The organism is Xanthomonas sp. F4, assembly GCF_011761895.1.
Window position 1 is genome coordinate 53,009 of the sequence record NZ_JAASQX010000005.1, and the last position, 16,012, is coordinate 69,020.

General features: G+C 66.6%; 15 protein-coding genes. 3 read left to right on the forward strand and 12 right to left on the reverse strand.

Features of this window, described 5'->3' with window-relative positions; genetic code table 11:
* Nucleotides 1-46 precede the first annotated feature (46 nt).
* The 12 genes from FHR66_RS16050 to dnaA all read right to left on the reverse strand — a co-directional run bounded on the left by FHR66_RS16050 (nt 47) and on the right by dnaA (nt 13,354).
* Nucleotides 47-460 (reverse strand): ExbD/TolR family protein, encoded by a 414-nt coding sequence (locus FHR66_RS16050; RefSeq protein ID WP_160967177.1) that lies wholly within the window; start codon nt 458-460, stop codon nt 47-49.
* Between the two features lie 315 nt (nt 461-775).
* Nucleotides 776-1,189 carry an ExbD/TolR family protein gene (locus FHR66_RS16055; protein WP_026143210.1) on the reverse strand — a complete coding sequence of 138 codons (414 nt, stop codon included), beginning with the start codon at nt 1,187-1,189 and terminating at the stop codon, nt 776-778.
* 3 nt (nt 1,190-1,192) lie between these two features.
* A complete protein-coding gene (locus FHR66_RS16060; protein WP_010340666.1) occupies nt 1,193-1,618 on the reverse strand; it encodes an ExbD/TolR family protein in 426 nt (141 codons plus the stop codon).
* Nucleotides 1,619-1,658: 40 nt separating this feature from the next.
* Nucleotides 1,659-2,423, reverse strand: a complete 765-nt coding sequence (gene exbB, locus FHR66_RS16065) for a TonB-system energizer ExbB (RefSeq protein WP_160967176.1) — start codon at nt 2,421-2,423, stop codon at nt 1,659-1,661.
* A 96-nt stretch (nt 2,424-2,519) separates the two neighbouring features.
* The gene (locus FHR66_RS16070; RefSeq protein WP_167087946.1) at nt 2,520-3,194 is read right to left on the reverse strand and encodes an energy transducer TonB; all 675 of its coding nucleotides are present in this window, start codon (nt 3,192-3,194) and stop codon (nt 2,520-2,522) included.
* A gap of 152 nt (nt 3,195-3,346) precedes the next feature.
* Nucleotides 3,347-4,540: a tetratricopeptide repeat protein gene (locus tag FHR66_RS16075; protein WP_160967172.1), complete on the reverse strand. Its 1,194-nt coding sequence runs from the start codon at nt 4,538-4,540 to the stop codon at nt 3,347-3,349.
* Nucleotides 4,541-4,687: 147 nt separating this feature from the next.
* Nucleotides 4,688-5,494, reverse strand: a complete 807-nt coding sequence (locus FHR66_RS16080; RefSeq protein ID WP_160967171.1) for a M48 family metallopeptidase — start codon at nt 5,492-5,494, stop codon at nt 4,688-4,690.
* A 68-nt stretch (nt 5,495-5,562) separates the two neighbouring features.
* The gene (locus FHR66_RS16085; protein WP_167087948.1) at nt 5,563-6,408 is read right to left on the reverse strand and encodes a CPBP family intramembrane glutamic endopeptidase; all 846 of its coding nucleotides are present in this window, start codon (nt 6,406-6,408) and stop codon (nt 5,563-5,565) included.
* Between the two features lie 79 nt (nt 6,409-6,487).
* Nucleotides 6,488-8,950, reverse strand: a complete 2,463-nt coding sequence (gene gyrB, locus FHR66_RS16090; protein ID WP_160967169.1) for a DNA topoisomerase (ATP-hydrolyzing) subunit B — start codon at nt 8,948-8,950, stop codon at nt 6,488-6,490.
* A 112-nt stretch (nt 8,951-9,062) separates the two neighbouring features.
* On the reverse strand, nt 9,063-10,163 hold the full coding sequence (recF, locus tag FHR66_RS16095) for a DNA replication/repair protein RecF (RefSeq protein WP_160967167.1): 1,101 nt from the start codon (nt 10,161-10,163) through the stop codon (nt 9,063-9,065).
* Nucleotides 10,164-10,635: 472 nt separating this feature from the next.
* On the reverse strand, nt 10,636-11,736 hold the full coding sequence (gene dnaN / locus FHR66_RS16100; protein WP_160967165.1) for a DNA polymerase III subunit beta: 1,101 nt from the start codon (nt 11,734-11,736) through the stop codon (nt 10,636-10,638).
* 277 nt (nt 11,737-12,013) lie between these two features.
* Nucleotides 12,014-13,354 carry a chromosomal replication initiator protein DnaA gene (gene dnaA / locus FHR66_RS16105; protein ID WP_160967163.1) on the reverse strand — a complete coding sequence of 447 codons (1,341 nt, stop codon included), beginning with the start codon at nt 13,352-13,354 and terminating at the stop codon, nt 12,014-12,016.
* 261 nt (nt 13,355-13,615) lie between these two features.
* Here dnaA and rpmH point away from each other — a divergent pair, with 261 nt between their 5' ends.
* The 3 genes from rpmH to yidC are packed head-to-tail and all read left to right on the forward strand — an operon-like array spanning nt 13,616 to nt 15,993.
* Nucleotides 13,616-13,756, forward strand: coding sequence for a 50S ribosomal protein L34 (rpmH, locus tag FHR66_RS16110; RefSeq protein WP_003469983.1), 141 nt, complete (start codon nt 13,616-13,618; stop codon nt 13,754-13,756).
* Nucleotides 13,757-13,794: 38 nt separating this feature from the next.
* Entirely contained in the window at nt 13,795-14,232 is a 438-nt protein-coding gene (rnpA, locus tag FHR66_RS16115) for a ribonuclease P protein component (RefSeq protein ID WP_160967161.1), read from the forward strand.
* Nucleotides 14,233-14,250: 18 nt separating this feature from the next.
* A complete protein-coding gene (gene yidC, locus FHR66_RS16120) occupies nt 14,251-15,993 on the forward strand; it encodes a membrane protein insertase YidC (RefSeq protein ID WP_160967159.1) in 1,743 nt (580 codons plus the stop codon).
* The last annotated feature ends 19 nt before the right edge of the window (nt 15,994-16,012 follow it).

Consider the following 16,012-nt stretch of genomic DNA (forward strand, 5'->3'; position numbering starts at 1 on the left):
TCACGCGCGCCAGCATCGCTGCTGACGCGCGCTACAGCCGCGCCGACTAGTGCGCCTGGACGAAACCGATCCGTTGCACGTCGGCGTTCTTCGCCGCCGCAAGCACCTTGGCCATCGCCGCGTACTCCGCATCCGGGCTGGCGTCGATGCGCAGCTCGGGCGGGTTGCCGGCCGCCTGCGCCATCGCCTCCTGCAGGCGCGGCTGCAGATCGCGCAAGGGCAGCGGCGCGGCGTTCCAGAACAGCTGGCCGCTGGCATCCAGACGCAACTGGATCGGGTCGGGCGGCGGCAAAGGCGTGGATGGCGCCGACGTTCGTTGCGGCAGGTCCATGGTGATCGTGCGCGTCAGCATCGGCGCGGTGACGATGAAGATGATCAACAGCACCAGCATCACATCGACCAGCGGGGTGACATTGATCTCCGCCAGCGGTCCCCGATTCCCTGCAGCACTGAACGCCATGGCCAGCCTCCTGTGGGTGTGGTGTTGCGGACCCAGCCTACACCCGCGACGCAGCGGTGTGCGAGGGATGGCGACAGCGGCGTGGCGTGGCCTCGCTGCGGATGGCGAACCAATCCGGTCGCCCGGGCGCAGCTGCCGTCAGCCGCGCGATGTGTACAGCGAGGCGGACGGCGCATCGCGCTGGACCACACGGCGACAGCGTCGAATGGGCAGACAGCAGGCAATCGACGCGCATAAAAAAACGCCACCGTTGCCGGTGGCGTTTGCAGTCGCGTCATGACTGAGGTGTTGCGGTGAAGCGAATTGCGGTGAAGCTTATTGCTGCACGAAGCCGATCTTCTTCATGTCCGAATTCTTGGCGGCGGCCAGCACCTTGGCCATCACTTCGTACTCGGAATCCGGATTGGCATCGATGCGCAGTTCCGGCTGGTTGGTCGGATCGCGCTGGACTTCGTTTTCCATCATCTGCGGGAGCGCAGTCACTGCCACCGGGCTGTTGTTCCAGAACACCTGGTTCGACGCATCGATCCGCAGATCGATCGGCGGCGGCGGATCGCGCAACTGCGGCGGCGGGTTGATGACCCGCTGCGGCAGATCCACGTCGATCGGGTACGTCATGATCGGCGCGGTCACGATGAAGATGATCAACAGCACCAGCATCACGTCGACCAGCGGCGTGACGTTGATGTCGGCCATGGGACCACGGCCGCCTCCTGAGCTGAACGCCATGGCTCAGTTCCCCTTCTCTTTGGTCGCAACGAAACCGACGTCCAGCATGCCCTGACTCTGCGCGATCTTGGTGATCTCGTTGATCGTGCGCATCTTGGTGGTGCGGTCGCCACGCAGGTTGAGCGGCGGCTGCGGGGTCTGCTGTGCGGCGGTCGAGAAGCGCGACTCCAAAGCTTCCTTGGAGATCGGCTCATCGTTCCAGTACAGCGACCCGTCTTCCTTGACCGCCAGCGTGATCGGATTCGAACGCTTGTCGTCCTTGTCCGGATCCTGCTTCAAGTTGGCTTGGGGCAGTTCCACCTTGACCTTGTGGGACATCAGCGGTGCCGTGATGATGAAGATGATCAGCAGCACCAGCATCACGTCCACGAGGGGCGTGACGTTGATGTCGGCCATGGGGCCGCCGCTGTTACCACTACTGAAAGCCATAACGGGCTCCGTTAACGTTGCGTGGACGACTTAGCCGGGATCAGCGAACGCGCGAGCCGGTGGCGAAGAAGTCGTGCAGGTCGTGAGCAAAGGTGTCGAACTTGGCGATCACCGAGCTGTTGACCTTGCTGAAGAAGTTGAAGGCGAACACGGCCGGGATCGCGACGAACAGACCGATCGCGGTCATGATCAGCGCTTCACCGACCGGGCCGGCCACGGCGTCGATCGAGGCGGAGCCGGTGGCACCGATCTTGATCAGCGCGCCGTAGATGCCCCACACGGTACCCAGCAGACCGACGAACGGCGCGGTCGCACCGACGGTCGCCAGCAGGGTCATGCCCGACTGCAGCTTGGTGCTTTCGCGGGTCACGGCCTGGCGCAGGGCGCGGTCGACGAACTCCGAACGGCTCAGGGTCTCGCCCAGGCCATTGCCGGCACCGGCTTCGGCGCGCTGGTGGTGCGCGGCGGCCTGCGCAGCGTCCAGGGCGATCTTGGAGAACGGCTCGGAAGCCGGCTGCTCTTCCATCGCACGGATGGCGTCCTGCGCGTTCGGGGTGTCCCAGAACAGGCTGGTGACGCGGTCGGCCTGGCTCTTCAGGCGGGTGGCGCGGAAGATGTTGATGATCGTCCAGTACCAGGACGAGGCCGACATGATGATGAGGGTGATGAGCACCACCCAGGAGACGGCGAAGTCACCCGGCTTGGAGGTCATTTCGGTGATGAGGTGCTCGAAGCCCATCTGCGACAGGGCGTTCGACGCGTTGTTGCCCCCCGCAGCGGCGGCAATGAAAATTTCCTGCAGCATGACGCGTACCTTTGTTGTGTGTGGTGGTGATGAGGGTGGTGCAAAGAGTAGACAGGGCGGGTGGACCTGCGGTGCGCAGGCCCACGTGCCTTTGTATCAGTTCAGCGCGAAGTTGACCGGGACGCGGACGCGGCCGGCGGTCTTCTGTCCATTGGCCGTAGCGGCGTTGAACCGCCACTTGCGCGCTGCTTCCATGGCGGCGCGGTCCAGGTCGCGGTTGCGGCTGGATTTTTCGACGGCAACGTTCGTCACGTTACCATTCGCATCGACATCGATGATCAGGATCACCTCGCCCTGCGCACCCGAGCGGAATGCGGCCGGCGGATACTTCGGCGGATTCATGTTCTTCGACGAGATATCGACGCTGGCGCCGATGTCGGTCGGCTGCGACGGCGGCGCGGGCGGCGACGGCGGGGTGGCCACGTCGTTCGGACGCGGTTCCGGCACGTCGATCACCGGGGCTTCCGGCGGCGGCGGCAGCGGGGTCGGCTTCGGCGGCGCCAGGTTCTTCACCGGCGGCGGCGGCGTTTCCGGCGGCTTCGGCGGCGGCGGCGGCGGCGGGGGAGGCGGCGGCGGTGCGTCCACCAGGGTGACCATGATGTTGCGTTCCTTCTCCGCCACTGCCTTGGGCGCAACGGCTGGAATCAGCAGCAACATCAGCGCTGCAAGGTGCAGCGCGATTACGAAGGCAATACCGATGATGCGCGGCCAGCTGAGGCCGGAGGCGTCATCTTTGTCGTAATGCCGATGGATGACCAGTTGTTCCGTCATGCGCCAATGACTCGATTAATGGGGGGCGGATTTCGCTGTGGAGCGGAACCCAAGTTCACGCGGGGATGACACCGCAGGAACCTCCAAGCTTATACCAATCCCTGTTACCTGCACTACTTTCAGCACTGGTCGTCGGGGGCTTTTTTTGCGTGCTACTTCAGGTTGATGATCTTCTTGGCGTCTTCCGGCTTTTTGACGCCCTTGGCCAGTGCCTGCTGCGCGGCCTGCTTGGCTTCGGCAATGCGGCCTTCCGAATGCAGCACCTTGGCCAGGTTCAGATAGGTTTCGCCGTCCTTGGACAGCGGCGCGGCCTTCTGCCAGTTCTCGATCGCCTGCGGCAGCTGGTCGGTGTAGTAGTACGACTGCGCCAGGGCGAGGTAGGTCTGGTAGTCCGGCTTCAGAATGCCCTTCTGCATGCCTTCGTTGATGACCCCGATGACGTCCTTTTCGTGGCCCTCAGTGTTGGCGTAGATCGAGTACAGCTGCTTGTATTCCTTCTCGTCGGTCAGCTGACCGGCGGCACGCAGCTTGTCCATCACCGCTGCGGCCTTGTCCATCTGGTCGGCCTGCATGTACATGCTGGCCAGGTTGAGCTGGGTCTTCTTGTCGTTGGGCGACTTGGCGGCCAGCGCCTCGGCGGCCTTGACCGCCTCACCGGTCTGGCCGGCTTCGGCGTAGGACGCCATCAGCAGCTGGTTCCAGCTGTCCTTCGGCTCCGGCGAGGCGGCGATCGCCTGCTTCAGCACGGGGATCGCTTCCTGGTAGCGCTGCGCCTGGTACAGGGCCTGGCCCTTGAGGATCAGGTCCTCCGGACGGGTCGACTTGGACTCGGCGAGGAACTTGTCCAGCGAGGCCAGGCCTTCGGCGGTCTGGTCGTCCTGCAGCTGCAACTGCGCCAGCATCAGCATCGACTGGAAGTGGCCGTTGTTGTCCAGGCCGTTGAACTGGATCGCCTGCTTCAGGTACGCCTGCGCCGCCTTGCTGTCGTCGAGGTTGTAGGCGGCCTGCGCGGCCAGCTGCGCGGCCAGCGACTTGTCGTACTCGTTGGCGCCGCTGTTGGCCAGGATCTCATCGGCCTGGGTGCGCACCGATGCGTAGTCCTCGCCCTTGTTGTAGGTGTCGATCAGCTTCTGCAGCTTGCTGCCGAGCTTGGACGACGGCTTGCCGTTGGGCTCCTTGCGCTCGGCGTTGGGGAACAGCACCGCCGCCTTCTCGGTCTTCGCGTTGCGCGAGGAGCGGTGGTCGGAGCGATCGCTCTGCGCTGCGGCATCGGTCACCACCGCGCCACCGAGGGCACCTGCGATCACCAGGGACAACAACGCTTGCTTGCGGATGCGGAATTTCATGGGTCACCTCGGTGGAAACCGCCCGGAGCGGCACGGAAGACGGAGCGGCCATTCCTCGGCCGAGCCAGCAAACCTATCAGAAACCTGTACGCCGTGAAAACGTTTTTAGATGCGTTTTCCGTGACAGGCGCGGGGACGACGACCGACTCAGCCGCACTTGGGCGTCCTGCCGGCGCTGCGCGCCTGCGCATACACCGGCTCGAGCGCGGCGACGTCGCGCTGCAGCTCGCCGATGCGTGCACTGGGATCGGGGTGGGTGGAGAGCCATTGCGGCGGACGGTCGCCGCCGGCGGCCATCATGTTCTTCCACAGATCCACCGCTTGCGCCGGATCGAACCCGGCCTGCGCCATCAGGCGCTGGCCGACGATGTCCGCCTCGGTTTCCTGCTGGCGCGAGCCCGGCAGCAGGAACAGCGTCTGTGCCGTCATGCCGCCGACCTGGCCGACGGTGTCGGCCGCGCCCTGGCCGTAGCGCGCGCCGGCCAGCGCGCCGATCACGCTCAGGCCCGCCTGCGCGCCGAGCTGGCGGGTGATGCGTTCTTCGTGGTGGCGCGAGATGACGTGGCCGATCTCGTGGCCGAGCACGGCGGCGAGCTGGTCCTGGTTCTTGGCCACGCTGAAGATGCCGCTGTTGACCCCGACCTTGCCGCCGGGCAGGGCGAACGCGTTGGGTTCCTTGTCGTTGAACAGCGCGGTTTCCCAGCCGGTGCCACGCCATTCGGCGGGCAACTGCGCGACCAGCGTGTTGACCACGCAGCGCACGTAGGCGTTGCGCTTGGGATCGGTGTCCAGCTGTTCCTTGGCCTTGGCTTCGGCGAACGCCTGCGCGCCCATCTGGTCGAGTTGTTGTTGCGAGATGCCGCCCACGACCTGGGTCCGCCCGGTTGGCGATGTCGTCGTCGCACACGCTGCCAGCAGCATCGCAAGCGACGCGCCAAGTACCACTTGCTTCATACGGTCCCCCCTCCTAACACGCGTCGCAGTGTGGGGGCCCGTGTCTTAACATTTCGTCAAACAAACCTTCAGGTTGCGCCAAACCAATAGAGGCCGGCGACCGCGAGGGCGTTGTTGAGCCCGTGCGCGGCGATCGGCGCCCACAAGGTGCCGGTGCGCTTGTACAGCCAGGCGAACGCCGCGCCCATGCCGCCATAGACCAGCCACAGCTGTGCGGTTGCGGCCAGGCTGTTGCCGGTGGTCCCCGGCACCTCGTGCACCAGGGCGAAGGCGGCGCCGCTGAGCAGCATGCCCAGCCGCGGCCGGCCGGCATCCCACAGCCGCCCGAACAGCACGCGACGGAACAGCAGTTCTTCGTAGGCTGGAGCGATCACCACCGCGAACACGATCAGGAACAACGGCATCTGCGCCATCGCCTCCTGCATCAGCGGCAGGTTGGTCGGCACCGGCTTGATGCCGATCTGCGCGGCCAGCGCGGAGATCACCGCGCTGCCGAAGAACACCCCGGCCGCGACCAGCAGCACCCAGCCCCAGGTCGACGGGAGGCGCGCGGCCTGCCACGAGGCGCGACGCTCGGCGGCGTTGGCCGGCCGCCGCAGGAAGTACAGCAGCAGCGCCGCGGACAGGGTGCTGACCAGGGCGATCAACAGCTGCGCCAGCGCGCCCGGCTGGCCGACCTGCTGCGCCACCAGCGCAGCCAGGCGATCGGCAGGGATGCCCTGCGCCTTCAACTCCATGGCCAGCTGGGCGCCGCGGATCACGCCCCACACCAGGCCGCACAGCACGCTCACCGCCAGCAGCACCACCGCCGCCAGCAGCACGTCGAGGAAAAAACCGAGAATCGGCCGGCGCGGGCGGGCCGGCGGCGTGGAAGGCAACGGCAGCGGGGGGACGGGCAACGGCGGTGCGGTCATCGCGATCCAGGGCGGAAGCGGGCGGAAGGCACAACGGGACGCCCGCCCCGGCGCAGGCCAGGGGCGGGAACCGCCGCGGTCAGATGTCGAGGTTGGCGACCTTCAGCGCGTTTTCCTCGATGAAGTCGCGGCGCGGTTCGACCACATCGCCCATCAAGGTGCTGAAGATCTGGTCGGCGGCGACCGCGTCCTCGATGCGCACCTGCAGCAGGCGGCGCGTGTCGGGGTTCACCGTGGTCTCCCACAGCTGCTCGGCGTTCATTTCGCCCAGGCCCTTGAAGCGCTGGATCTGGCGGCCCTTCTTGGCTTCTTCGAACAGCCAGGCATGCGCCTGGGCGAAGCTGCTGATGGCCTGGGCCTTGTTGCCGCGCACGATCTGCGCGCCCTCGCGCACCAGCCCATGTAGGGCCAGCGCGACCTCGCGCAGAGCCCGCAGTTCGCCGCTCTCGAAGGCGGCCATCGGCACCCAGCTGGTGAGTTCTTCGCCCATGTGGCGACGGATCACCTTCAACATCGCCGGCTTCTGCTCGTTGCCGCGTTCGAAGTGCAGCGCGTAGCGCGCCGAGCCCAGGCTGCCGCGGTTGAGCACCGCCTGCAGCGCGTCCAGGCTCGGATGCGCCTCGCCCTCGGCCTCAAGCTGGGCCACGTCCAGCGGCGGCAGGTCGATCAGCGCGGTCAGCAGCGCCGGGTCGTAGCGGTGCGCATTGCGCGCCACCGCTTCGTTGGCGCTGGCGAACAGCAGCAGCAACTTTTCCAGCGCCGCACCGGTGATCGGCGGCTCGTTGTTGGCCGGGACCAGCGCCGCGCCTTCGACCGCACTGCTGGCCAGATAGGCGTTGAGCGCGTTGTCGTCCTTCAGGTACAGCTCCTGCTTGCCCTGCTTGAGCCGGTACAGCGGCGGCAGGCCGATGTAGACGTAGCCGCGCTCGATCAGCTCCGGCATCTGCCGGTAGAAGAAGGTCAGCAGCAGGGTGCGGATGTGTGCGCCGTCGACGTCGGCGTCGGTCATGATGATGATGCGGTGGTAGCGCAGCTTGTCCGGGTTGTACTCGTCGCGGCCGATGCCGGTGCCCAGCGCGGTGATCAGCGTGCCGACCTGGTCGGAGGACAGCATGCGGTCGAAGCGCGCGCGCTCGACGTTGAGGATCTTGCCGCGCAGCGGCAGCACCGCCTGGTTCTTGCGGTTGCGGCCCTGCTTGGCCGAGCCGCCTGCCGAGTCGCCCTCGACGATGAACAGCTCCGACAGCGCCGGATCCTTTTCCTGGCAGTCGGCCAGCTTGCCGGGCAGGCCGGCGATGTCCAGCGCGCCCTTGCGACGGGTGAGGTCTCTTGCCTTGCGCGCGGCCTCGCGGGCGCGGGCGGCATCGACGATCTTGCCGGCGATGGCCTTGGCCTCGTTGGGGTTCTCCTGCAGGAACTCCTCCAGACGCGCACCGAAGGCGTTTTCCACCGCCGGGCGCACGTCGGAGCTGACCAGCTTTTCCTTGGTCTGGCTGGAGAAGCTCGGATCCGGCACCTTCACCGACAGCACCGCGATCATGCCTTCGCGCATGTCGTCGCCGGTCAGGTTGATCTTGGCCTGCTTGGCGATGCCGTTCTGCTCGATGTAGGTGTTGAGCACGCGGGTCAGCGCGCCGCGGAAGCCGGCCAGGTGGGTACCGCCGTCCTTCTGCGGGATGTTGTTGGTGAAGCAGTACATCGTCTCCTGGTAGGAGTCGGTCCACTGCAGCGCCACGTCCACGGTGATGCCGTTGTGCTCGCCGGTGACCGAGATCACGTTCGGGTGCAGCGGGGTCTTCAGCTGCGCCAGGTGCTCGACGAAACTGCGGATGCCGCCCTCGTAGTGGAAATCGTCGCGGCGGCCCTCTCCGCGCTCGTCGGCGAGCACGATCTTGACCCCGGAATTGAGGAAGGACAGCTCGCGCAGGCGCCGGGCCAGGATGTCGTAGTGGTACTCCACGTTGTTGTGGAAGGCCACCACCGAGGGCCAGAAGCGCACGGTGGTGCCGCGCTTGCTGGTTTCGCCCAGTTTCGCCAGCGGGGCCACGGCCGCGCCGTTGCTGAATTCCTGCTGGTAGTGGAAGCCACCCTGGAACACGTCCAACAGCAGCTTCTCCGACAGCGCATTGACCACGCTGACGCCCACGCCGTGCAGGCCGCCGGACACCTTGTAGCTGTTGTCGTCGAACTTGCCGCCGGCGTGCAGGACAGTCATCACCACCTCGGCGGCGGAGACCTCGCGGCCGAGCTTGGCGCTCATCTGCGCGTGCTTGCCGACCGGGATGCCGCGGCCATTGTCGGACACCGACACCGAACCGTCGGCGTGGATGGTCACCGCGACATGGTCGGCATGCCCGGCCAGGGCTTCGTCGATCGAGTTGTCGACGACCTCGAACACCATGTGATGCAGACCGGTGCCGTCATGGACGTCGCCGATGTACATGCCGGGCCGCTTGCGGACCGCCTCCAGGCCTTCCAGGGCGGTGATGCTGTTGGCGTCGTAGTTGCCGTTGCTGGGCGGGGTGTTCTGTTCGTCGGTCATGCGGGTGCCGTAGGCTCCACGAGGCGGCGAAGAGAGGCCGGGGCCGGTTCGCGCCGCTGGATAGGGGATTGGTGGAAATTATAGCAGCCCGGGCGGCTGCCCCCGTGGCGGCCTAGGAGGGAACCAGGATTTGTCCATGTTCCACGTGGAACCGCGCAATCGGCAGTCCGGCATCGGCCAGCGCTTGCGGGGTTTCGGTGGCGGTGACGAAGACCTGGGCGGGTCCGGCCCGCAGACGCTCCAGCACACGCCCCTGGTGGTGCCGGTCCAGTTCCGAAGCCAGATCGTCCAGGGCGATCACCGGCCATTCGCCGCGTTGCGCGGCATAGTCCTCGGCCTGCGCCAGCAGGCAGGCCAGCGCGGTGAGCTTGGCCTGGCCGCGGGAGAGGGCGTCGCGGCCGGGGATCTCGGAGAAGCTCAGACTCCAGTCGGCGCGGTGCGGGCCGGCCGAGGTGTAGCCGAGCTGCCGGTCGCGCTCGCGGTTGAGCAGCAGGGCATCGGCAAGCGAGACGTCCTGGCGGCGCCAGCCGGGCGCGAACTGCAGATGTGCGATTCCCAGCGTCGGCGCCAGCTCAGGGGCGAGGGCGAGCAGGCGCTGCAGCAGCCGGTCCAGGTAGTCCTGGCGGCGCGAGGTCAGCGGCTCGCCCGACTCGGCCAGTTCGTGGTCCCAGGCATCGAGCGCCGCGCCGCTGCCGCCGCTCTTGAGCAGGGCGTTGCGCTGCTTGAGCGCTCGCGCGTAGCGCCGCCACAGCGACAGGAAGTCAGGTTCCACGTGGAACAAGCCCCAATCGACGAAGCGGCGCCGCGGCTCGCCCCCCCCGCTGACCAGCAGATGGCTGCCCGGCTCGAAGGTGACCACCGCCAGCGCTGCGCACAACGTGCCGAGGTGGGCGATGTCCTGGCCGTCGAGGCGGCCACGCCACTCCTGACCGCTGTGACGCAGTCCGGCGCGGCGCCGACGTGTCGCACCGGCCTCGCCCGACTGCTCCTGCCATTCGACGAAGACGTCCAGCGCTTCCTGGCCTTGGCTGACCAGTCCGTCGCGCACCCGGCCACGGAAGCTCCGCCCATAGGCCATCAGGTGCATCGCCTCGAGAACCGTGGTCTTGCCGGCGCCGTTGTCGCCGGTGATCAGGTTCAGCCCGGGCGCAGGCGCCAGCTCGAGCGTCGCGAACCTGCGCAGATGGTGAAAATCGAGGCGGGAGACGTGCATGCGGGAATGGAGGCGAAAGCGCTCGCGCCGGGCGCACGCAGATCGGGGTCAGGGGGAGGGCGGCAGCATACCCAAAACGGCTGGTTGGCGTTGTGCAGCCGGTGCGCCGGGCACCAGCTCGCAGTGCGATGGACCGGAATGCTTCGGGCTGACGCCGGAGACTTGTCGGCCGAACTGCGGAAGGGAGATCGAGCAGGGCGCAATTGGAGCAGGCGAAAACGTCGCTATTCGCTCTGTTTGCCGGCGGACCGACAAAGGAGCTTGCTTCCCATGTCGGCGCAGTTGGTCCTGAGCTCGCGCAGCCAGGCGTAGCAGCGCCTCCGTACCTGCCGCCACGATGAGGGGGCCGCACGTCAGGTTGCGTCGATGTGTGATCTCGGCGCTCGGACCCATCCGCCCACAGAAAAAGAAAACCCGGCACAAGGCCGGGTCGCTTTCCGCGCGTGTTCCACGTGGAACACGAAGCGAAACGTCAGAGACGCAGCGGCATCACCACGTGACGCGAGCGGGCACTGCTGGCTTCGCGCACCAGCGCGGACGAGTTGGCGTCGCGCAGCTGGATCACCACGAACTCCTCGCGCAGTGCGGACAGGGCATCGAGCAGGTAGTTCACGTTGAAGCCGATCGCCAGGTCGCTGACCTTGGTGTCGGCTTCGACTTCTTCCTGCGCTTCTTCCTGTTCGGGGTTATGCGCGCTGATCTTCAGCTGGCCCGGCGAGACTTCCACGCGCACGCCGCGGTACTTCTCGTTGGACAGGATCGCCGCACGCTGCAGCGCCGCGCGCAGGATCTCGCGATCCAGCTTGACCTCGCGGTCGGCACCGATCGGAATCACCGCTTCGTAATCGGGGAAGCGGCCGTCGATCAGCTTGGAGGTGAACGTGACATCGTCGCGCTTGACCCGTACGTGTGCGCGGCCGACTTCCAGCTCGACTTCGCGCTCGCCGCCTTCCAGCAGGCGCTGCAGTTCGGTCACGCCCTTGCGCGGCACGATGATCTGGCGCTTGGCGCCGCCGGCGTTCTCCAGTTCGGTCTCGCACAGCGCCAGGCGATGGCCATCGGTGGCCACACAGCGCAGGGTCTGGTTGTGCAGGTCGAACAGTAGGCCGTTGAGGTAGTAGCGCACGTCCTGCTGCGCCATCGCGAACGCGGTGCGCTCGATCAGTTCCTTCAACGCCGCTTCCGGCACCACCACTCGTTCGGTGGCTTCCACTTCGTCGACCGACGGGAAGTCGTTGGCAGGCAGCGTGGCCAGGGTGAAGCGGCTACGCCCGGCCTGCACGGTGATCTTGTCGCCGGATTGGGACACGGTGACCTTACTGCCGTCGGGCAGGGCGCGCACGATCTCGAACAGCTTGCGCGCCGGGATCGTGGTTTCGCCGTCCTGGGCATCGTCGACCGCAATGCGCGAGACCATTTCCACTTCCAGATCGGTACCGGTCAGCGACAGCTGCCCGCCCTGCACCTGCACCAGGAAGTTGGCCAGAACCGGCAAGGTCTGGCGGCGTTCGACCACATTGACGACTTGCGCCAATGGCTTGAGGAAGGCTTCGCGCTGCAGTGTGAAACGCATGTGGTTCCGTGCCCCTATGCTTTAAAAGATGTGGAATAAATCAAAAGCTTGGTGGTGATGGTAGAGCGAAATTCGGTGCAAATGTAGCTCAACCCACTGAAAACAAAAGATTTTTCACGCCCTCAATCCCGTGTACTACTGCCCCGGAACTGGTGGGGAAACCTGTGGGTAGTTTTGCCGTCGCCGCCGCGTCGCGCTTTATCCACAGTTTCTCCCGGATTTGTCGCGAAGTCATGCACCGATTTATCAAGCGGCCCCCCGGTAGTCCCGCCTGGGCTCACTCGCTGAGCTTGCGGATCAGCTTGTCCCAGTCCTCGCGCAGCTTGCCGTCGGTCTCCATCAGGTGCTTGATCTGCCGGCAGGCGTGCAGCACGGTGGTGTGGTCGCGCCCGGCGAACGCGTCGCCGATCTCCGGCAGGCTGTGTTCGGTCAGTTCCTTGGTCAGCGCCATCGCCACCTGCCGCGGCCGCGCCAGCGAGCGCGTGCGCCGCTTGGACAGCAGATCCTTGATCTGCAGGCCGTAGTAGTCGGCCACGGTCTTCTGGATGTTGGGGATGCCGATCGCATGCTGCTGCGCGCGCAGCAGGTCGCGCAGGGTCTCCTGGGCGAACTCGGTGGTGATCGCGCGGCCAGTGAAATTGGCGCGCGCCGCCAGCGTGTTGAGCGCGCCTTCCAGATCGCGCACGTTCGAGCGCATCTTCTTGGCGATCAGGAACGCCACGTCGTCGGGGATCTCCGCGCCGCGCTCGCGCGCCTTGGCCAGCACGATCGCCGCGCGGGTCTCGAAATCGGGCGGATCGATCGCCACCGACAGGCCCCAGGCCAGGCGCGACTTCAGCCGCGGCTCCAGCCCTTCGACCTCGCGCGGATAGCGGTCGCAGGTCAGGATGATCTGCTGGCGGCCATCGAACAACGCGTTGAAGGTGTGGAAGAACTCTTCCTGGGTGCGGTCCTTGCCGGCGAAGAACTGGATGTCGTCGATCAGCAGCGCGTCCACCTGCTGGAACTGGCGCTTGAACTGGTCCATGGTCTTGTCCTGCAGCGCGCGGATCATCGCGCTGAAGAACTGTTCCGAGCGCAGGTACATCACCCGCGCATTCGGATTCTGCTCGCGCATGGCGTTGCCGGCGGCGAACATCAGGTGGGTCTTGCCCAGGCCGGTGCCGCCGTACAGCAGCAGCGGGTTGTGTGCGCGGTCGCCGGGCTTCTGCGCGGCCTGCACCGCCGCGGCCAGGCCGAGCTGGTTGCTGCGCCCTTCGACGAAGTTGGCGAAGGTGTAGTGCGAATCGAGGTTGCCGGCGAACGGCTCCAGCAACGGAGGTGCCGGCGTGCGTGCGGCCGCGCTCTCGCTGGGCGGTGCGGCAGCCGGTTCCGGCGCGCGCGGGCGCGAACCGACCTGCAACAGCACCTCGCCGCTGCCGGCGAAATAGGTCAGCAGCTCGCGGATGCGCGGCAGGTAGCGCTCGCGCACCTGCTCGACGATGAAGGCGTTCGGGGCGTACAGCACCATGCTGTTGTCATGGCGCTGTTCGGCTTGCAGCGGTTTCAACCAAGTGTGAACGTCCTCGGCTGGAAATTCGGCTTCCAGACGTTCCAGGCAACGGGGCCAAGCATCCATCAGATCTAAATTCGTCGATAGACCGGGCATGAAGGGCGCGCTCGGGCGCGGCGCATTCGGCCGGTGGGAGAGGAAAGCGGATGGATCAGACTACCACCGGCGCGCAGGGTCGGGAATGGTTTTCCCACGGCTATTCACAGATCCATCCACAGGCCGGGTGCTGCCGTCCTCTCCCGCGGTCAATACAGGGAGTTGACCGCGGCGTGAGTGGTCCTATAGAATTTCCGGTTCTTTCCGCCCCATTCAGATCAGAGCGCCCCGATGGCCACCAAGCGCACCTTCCAGCCCAGCAACCTCAAGCGCAAGCGCGACCACGGCTTCCGTGCCCGTATGGCCACCGCCGACGGCCGCAAGATCCTGGCCCGTCGCCGCGCCAAGGGCCGCAAGCGCCTGAGCGCTTGATTGCTTCGCCGCCCCAGGCGGCGCCTGCAATCCGGACCGTGAATCATCCCGACCCGCGTAGGCGATTTCCTCGCTCTGCGCGGGTTCGCACGTCTGCGGAATACCGCGTCGTGTTCGATGCCGCGCGCCGCTGTTCCGAGCCGCTGATGAGCCTGCACTGGCGCAGTGCGCCGCACCCGGCGCGGCTGGGTCTTGCAGTGTCGCGCAAGGTCGACAAGCGCGCGGTCGTGCGCAATCGCATCAAGCGCGTGCTGCGCGAGGCCACGCGGCAGCTGTTGCCGTGGCTGGCGCCTGGCGATTACGTGGTGGTGGCGCGCAGCGCCGCCGCCCAGGCCAGCGGCGATCAACTGCGCCAGGCCTATCTCCGCCTGCTGCGTCGCGCCGGCGCATTGCCGGCCCCGGCCGCGGACGGCACAATGCCGCCGCCCGATCGTCCTTCTTCCCCCACATCCACGTCAGAACCTGCTTCTGGCTGAGCCGAGCTTGCCTGTCCGATGAACCAGACCCGCCTTTTCCTGATTTTCGCCTGGCTGATGGTCGCGGCGCTGTTGTGGATGGAATGGAACAAGGAACACGCGCCGAACGCCAACGCGGCGACGGTCGCGGCGGCGACCACGGTGCCGCCGGCGCAGGACGCCGATGCCGGCGCCACGCATGCGCCGGCCGTTCCGCAGGCCACGGTGCCCGGCACCGCGCCGGCCAGCACCACGCCCGAGACCGCTGCCGCCAGCGCCGCGCCGCGGGTCACCGTCACCACCGACGTGCTGCGTCTGACCCTGGACGGCCGCAGCGTGTTCGACGCCGACCTGCTGCTGTTCCCGCAGACCAAGCAGCCCGGCAGCCCGCCGGTGCAGCTGCTGACCGAGGATGCGGCGCATCCGTACACCGCCACCAGCGGCTGGGTCGGCGAGCGCAATTCGCCGTCGCCGGGCCCGGGCGGTTTCCGCCCCGAGCAGCCGGGCAAGGACTACGTGCTGGCCAAGGGCCAGGACAGCCTGCAGGTGCCGTTCGTGTGGAACGGCCCGGACGGCGTCACGATCCGTCGCATCTACACCCTGCAGCGCGGCCACTACGCCGTGCAGGTGCGCGACGAGGTCGTCAACCACGGCAGCAAGCCCTGGCAGGGCTACGTGTTCCGCAAGCTGAGCCGGGTGCCGACCATCGTCAGCCGCGGCATGACCAATCCGGATTCCTTCAGCTTCAACGGCGCCACCTGGTTCAGCCCGGCTGATGGCTACCAGCGTCGTGCGTTCAAGGACTACCTGGAAGACGGCCCGCTCAACCAGACCATCTCCGGTGGCTGGATCGCGCTGCTGCAGCACCACTTCTTCACCGGCTGGATTCCGCAGGCCGACCAGCAGGCGCTGTACGTGCTGTCCAACGACGGCCCGCGGCATGTGATCGAAGCGCGCGGCCCGGGCTTCACCGTGGCGCCGGGCGCCACCGCCAGCACCGAGGCGCGGCTGTGGGTCGGCCCGAAGCTGGTCAGCCAGATCGCCAAGGAGAACGTGCGCGGCCTCGACCGCGTGGTCGACTACAGCCGTTTCTCGCTGATGGCGCTGCTCGGCCAGGGTCTGTTCTGGATCCTCAGCCACCTGCACAACCTGCTCGGCAACTGGGGCTGGTCGATCGTCGGTCTGGTGGTGCTGCTGAAGCTGATGCTGTACCCGCTGTCGGCCGCGCAGTACAAGAGCATGGCCAAGATGCGCAAGTTCCAGCCGCGCATCCAGCAGCTCAAGGAGCGCTACGGCGACGACAAGCAGAAGTTCCAGACGGCGATGATGGAGCTGTACAAGAAGGAGAAGATCAACCCGATGGGCGGCTGCCTGCCGGTGCTGATCCAGATGCCGATCTTCTTCGCGCTGTACTGGGTGCTGGTGGAGTCGGTGGAACTGCGTCAGGCGCCGTGGTTCGCCTGGATCCAGGACCTGACCGCGCGCGATCCGTACTTCATCCTGCCGGTGATCAACGTGGCGGTGATGTGGCTGACGCAGAAGCTGACGCCGTCGCCGGGCATGGATCCGGTGCAGGCCAAGATGATGCAGTTCATGCCGCTGGTGTTCGGCGTGATGATGGCCTTCGTGCCGTCGGGTCTGGTGCTGTACTGGGTCACCAACGGTTCGCTGGGTCTGCTGCAGCAGTGGTGGATGACCAAGCGCCACGGCGAACCGGCGACCGCCGGCGGTGGTGGCGGTGGCGGCGGTGGCGGCAAGCCAACGGTCAAGACGAAGAAGTAAACACGACAACGCCCGCCTT

What these genes read in the sequence shown, in the direction of transcription:
- yidC (WP_160967159.1), top strand. Translation starts at nt 14,251, where the DNA reads ATGAACCAGACCCGCCTTTTCCTGATTTTCGCCTGGCTGATGGTCGCG.
- FHR66_RS16060 (WP_010340666.1), bottom strand. Translation starts at nt 1,618, where the DNA reads ATGGCTTTCAGTAGTGGTAACAGCGGCGGCCCCATGGCCGACATCAAC.
- exbB (WP_160967176.1), bottom strand. Translation starts at nt 2,423, where the DNA reads ATGCTGCAGGAAATTTTCATTGCCGCCGCTGCGGGGGGCAACAACGCG.
- FHR66_RS16080 (WP_160967171.1), bottom strand. Translation starts at nt 5,494, where the DNA reads ATGAAGCAAGTGGTACTTGGCGCGTCGCTTGCGATGCTGCTGGCAGCG.
- recF (WP_160967167.1), bottom strand. Translation starts at nt 10,163, where the DNA reads ATGCACGTCTCCCGCCTCGATTTTCACCATCTGCGCAGGTTCGCGACG.
- rpmH (WP_003469983.1), top strand. Translation starts at nt 13,616, where the DNA reads ATGGCCACCAAGCGCACCTTCCAGCCCAGCAACCTCAAGCGCAAGCGC.
- FHR66_RS16085 (WP_167087948.1), bottom strand. Translation starts at nt 6,408, where the DNA reads ATGACCGCACCGCCGTTGCCCGTCCCCCCGCTGCCGTTGCCTTCCACG.
- FHR66_RS16055 (WP_026143210.1), bottom strand. Translation starts at nt 1,189, where the DNA reads ATGGCGTTCAGCTCAGGAGGCGGCCGTGGTCCCATGGCCGACATCAAC.
- FHR66_RS16050 (WP_160967177.1), bottom strand. Translation starts at nt 460, where the DNA reads ATGGCGTTCAGTGCTGCAGGGAATCGGGGACCGCTGGCGGAGATCAAT.
- dnaN (WP_160967165.1), bottom strand. Translation starts at nt 11,736, where the DNA reads ATGCGTTTCACACTGCAGCGCGAAGCCTTCCTCAAGCCATTGGCGCAA.
- dnaA (WP_160967163.1), bottom strand. Translation starts at nt 13,354, where the DNA reads ATGGATGCTTGGCCCCGTTGCCTGGAACGTCTGGAAGCCGAATTTCCA.
- FHR66_RS16070 (WP_167087946.1), bottom strand. Translation starts at nt 3,194, where the DNA reads ATGACGGAACAACTGGTCATCCATCGGCATTACGACAAAGATGACGCC.
- gyrB (WP_160967169.1), bottom strand. Translation starts at nt 8,950, where the DNA reads ATGACCGACGAACAGAACACCCCGCCCAGCAACGGCAACTACGACGCC.
- FHR66_RS16075 (WP_160967172.1), bottom strand. Translation starts at nt 4,540, where the DNA reads ATGAAATTCCGCATCCGCAAGCAAGCGTTGTTGTCCCTGGTGATCGCA.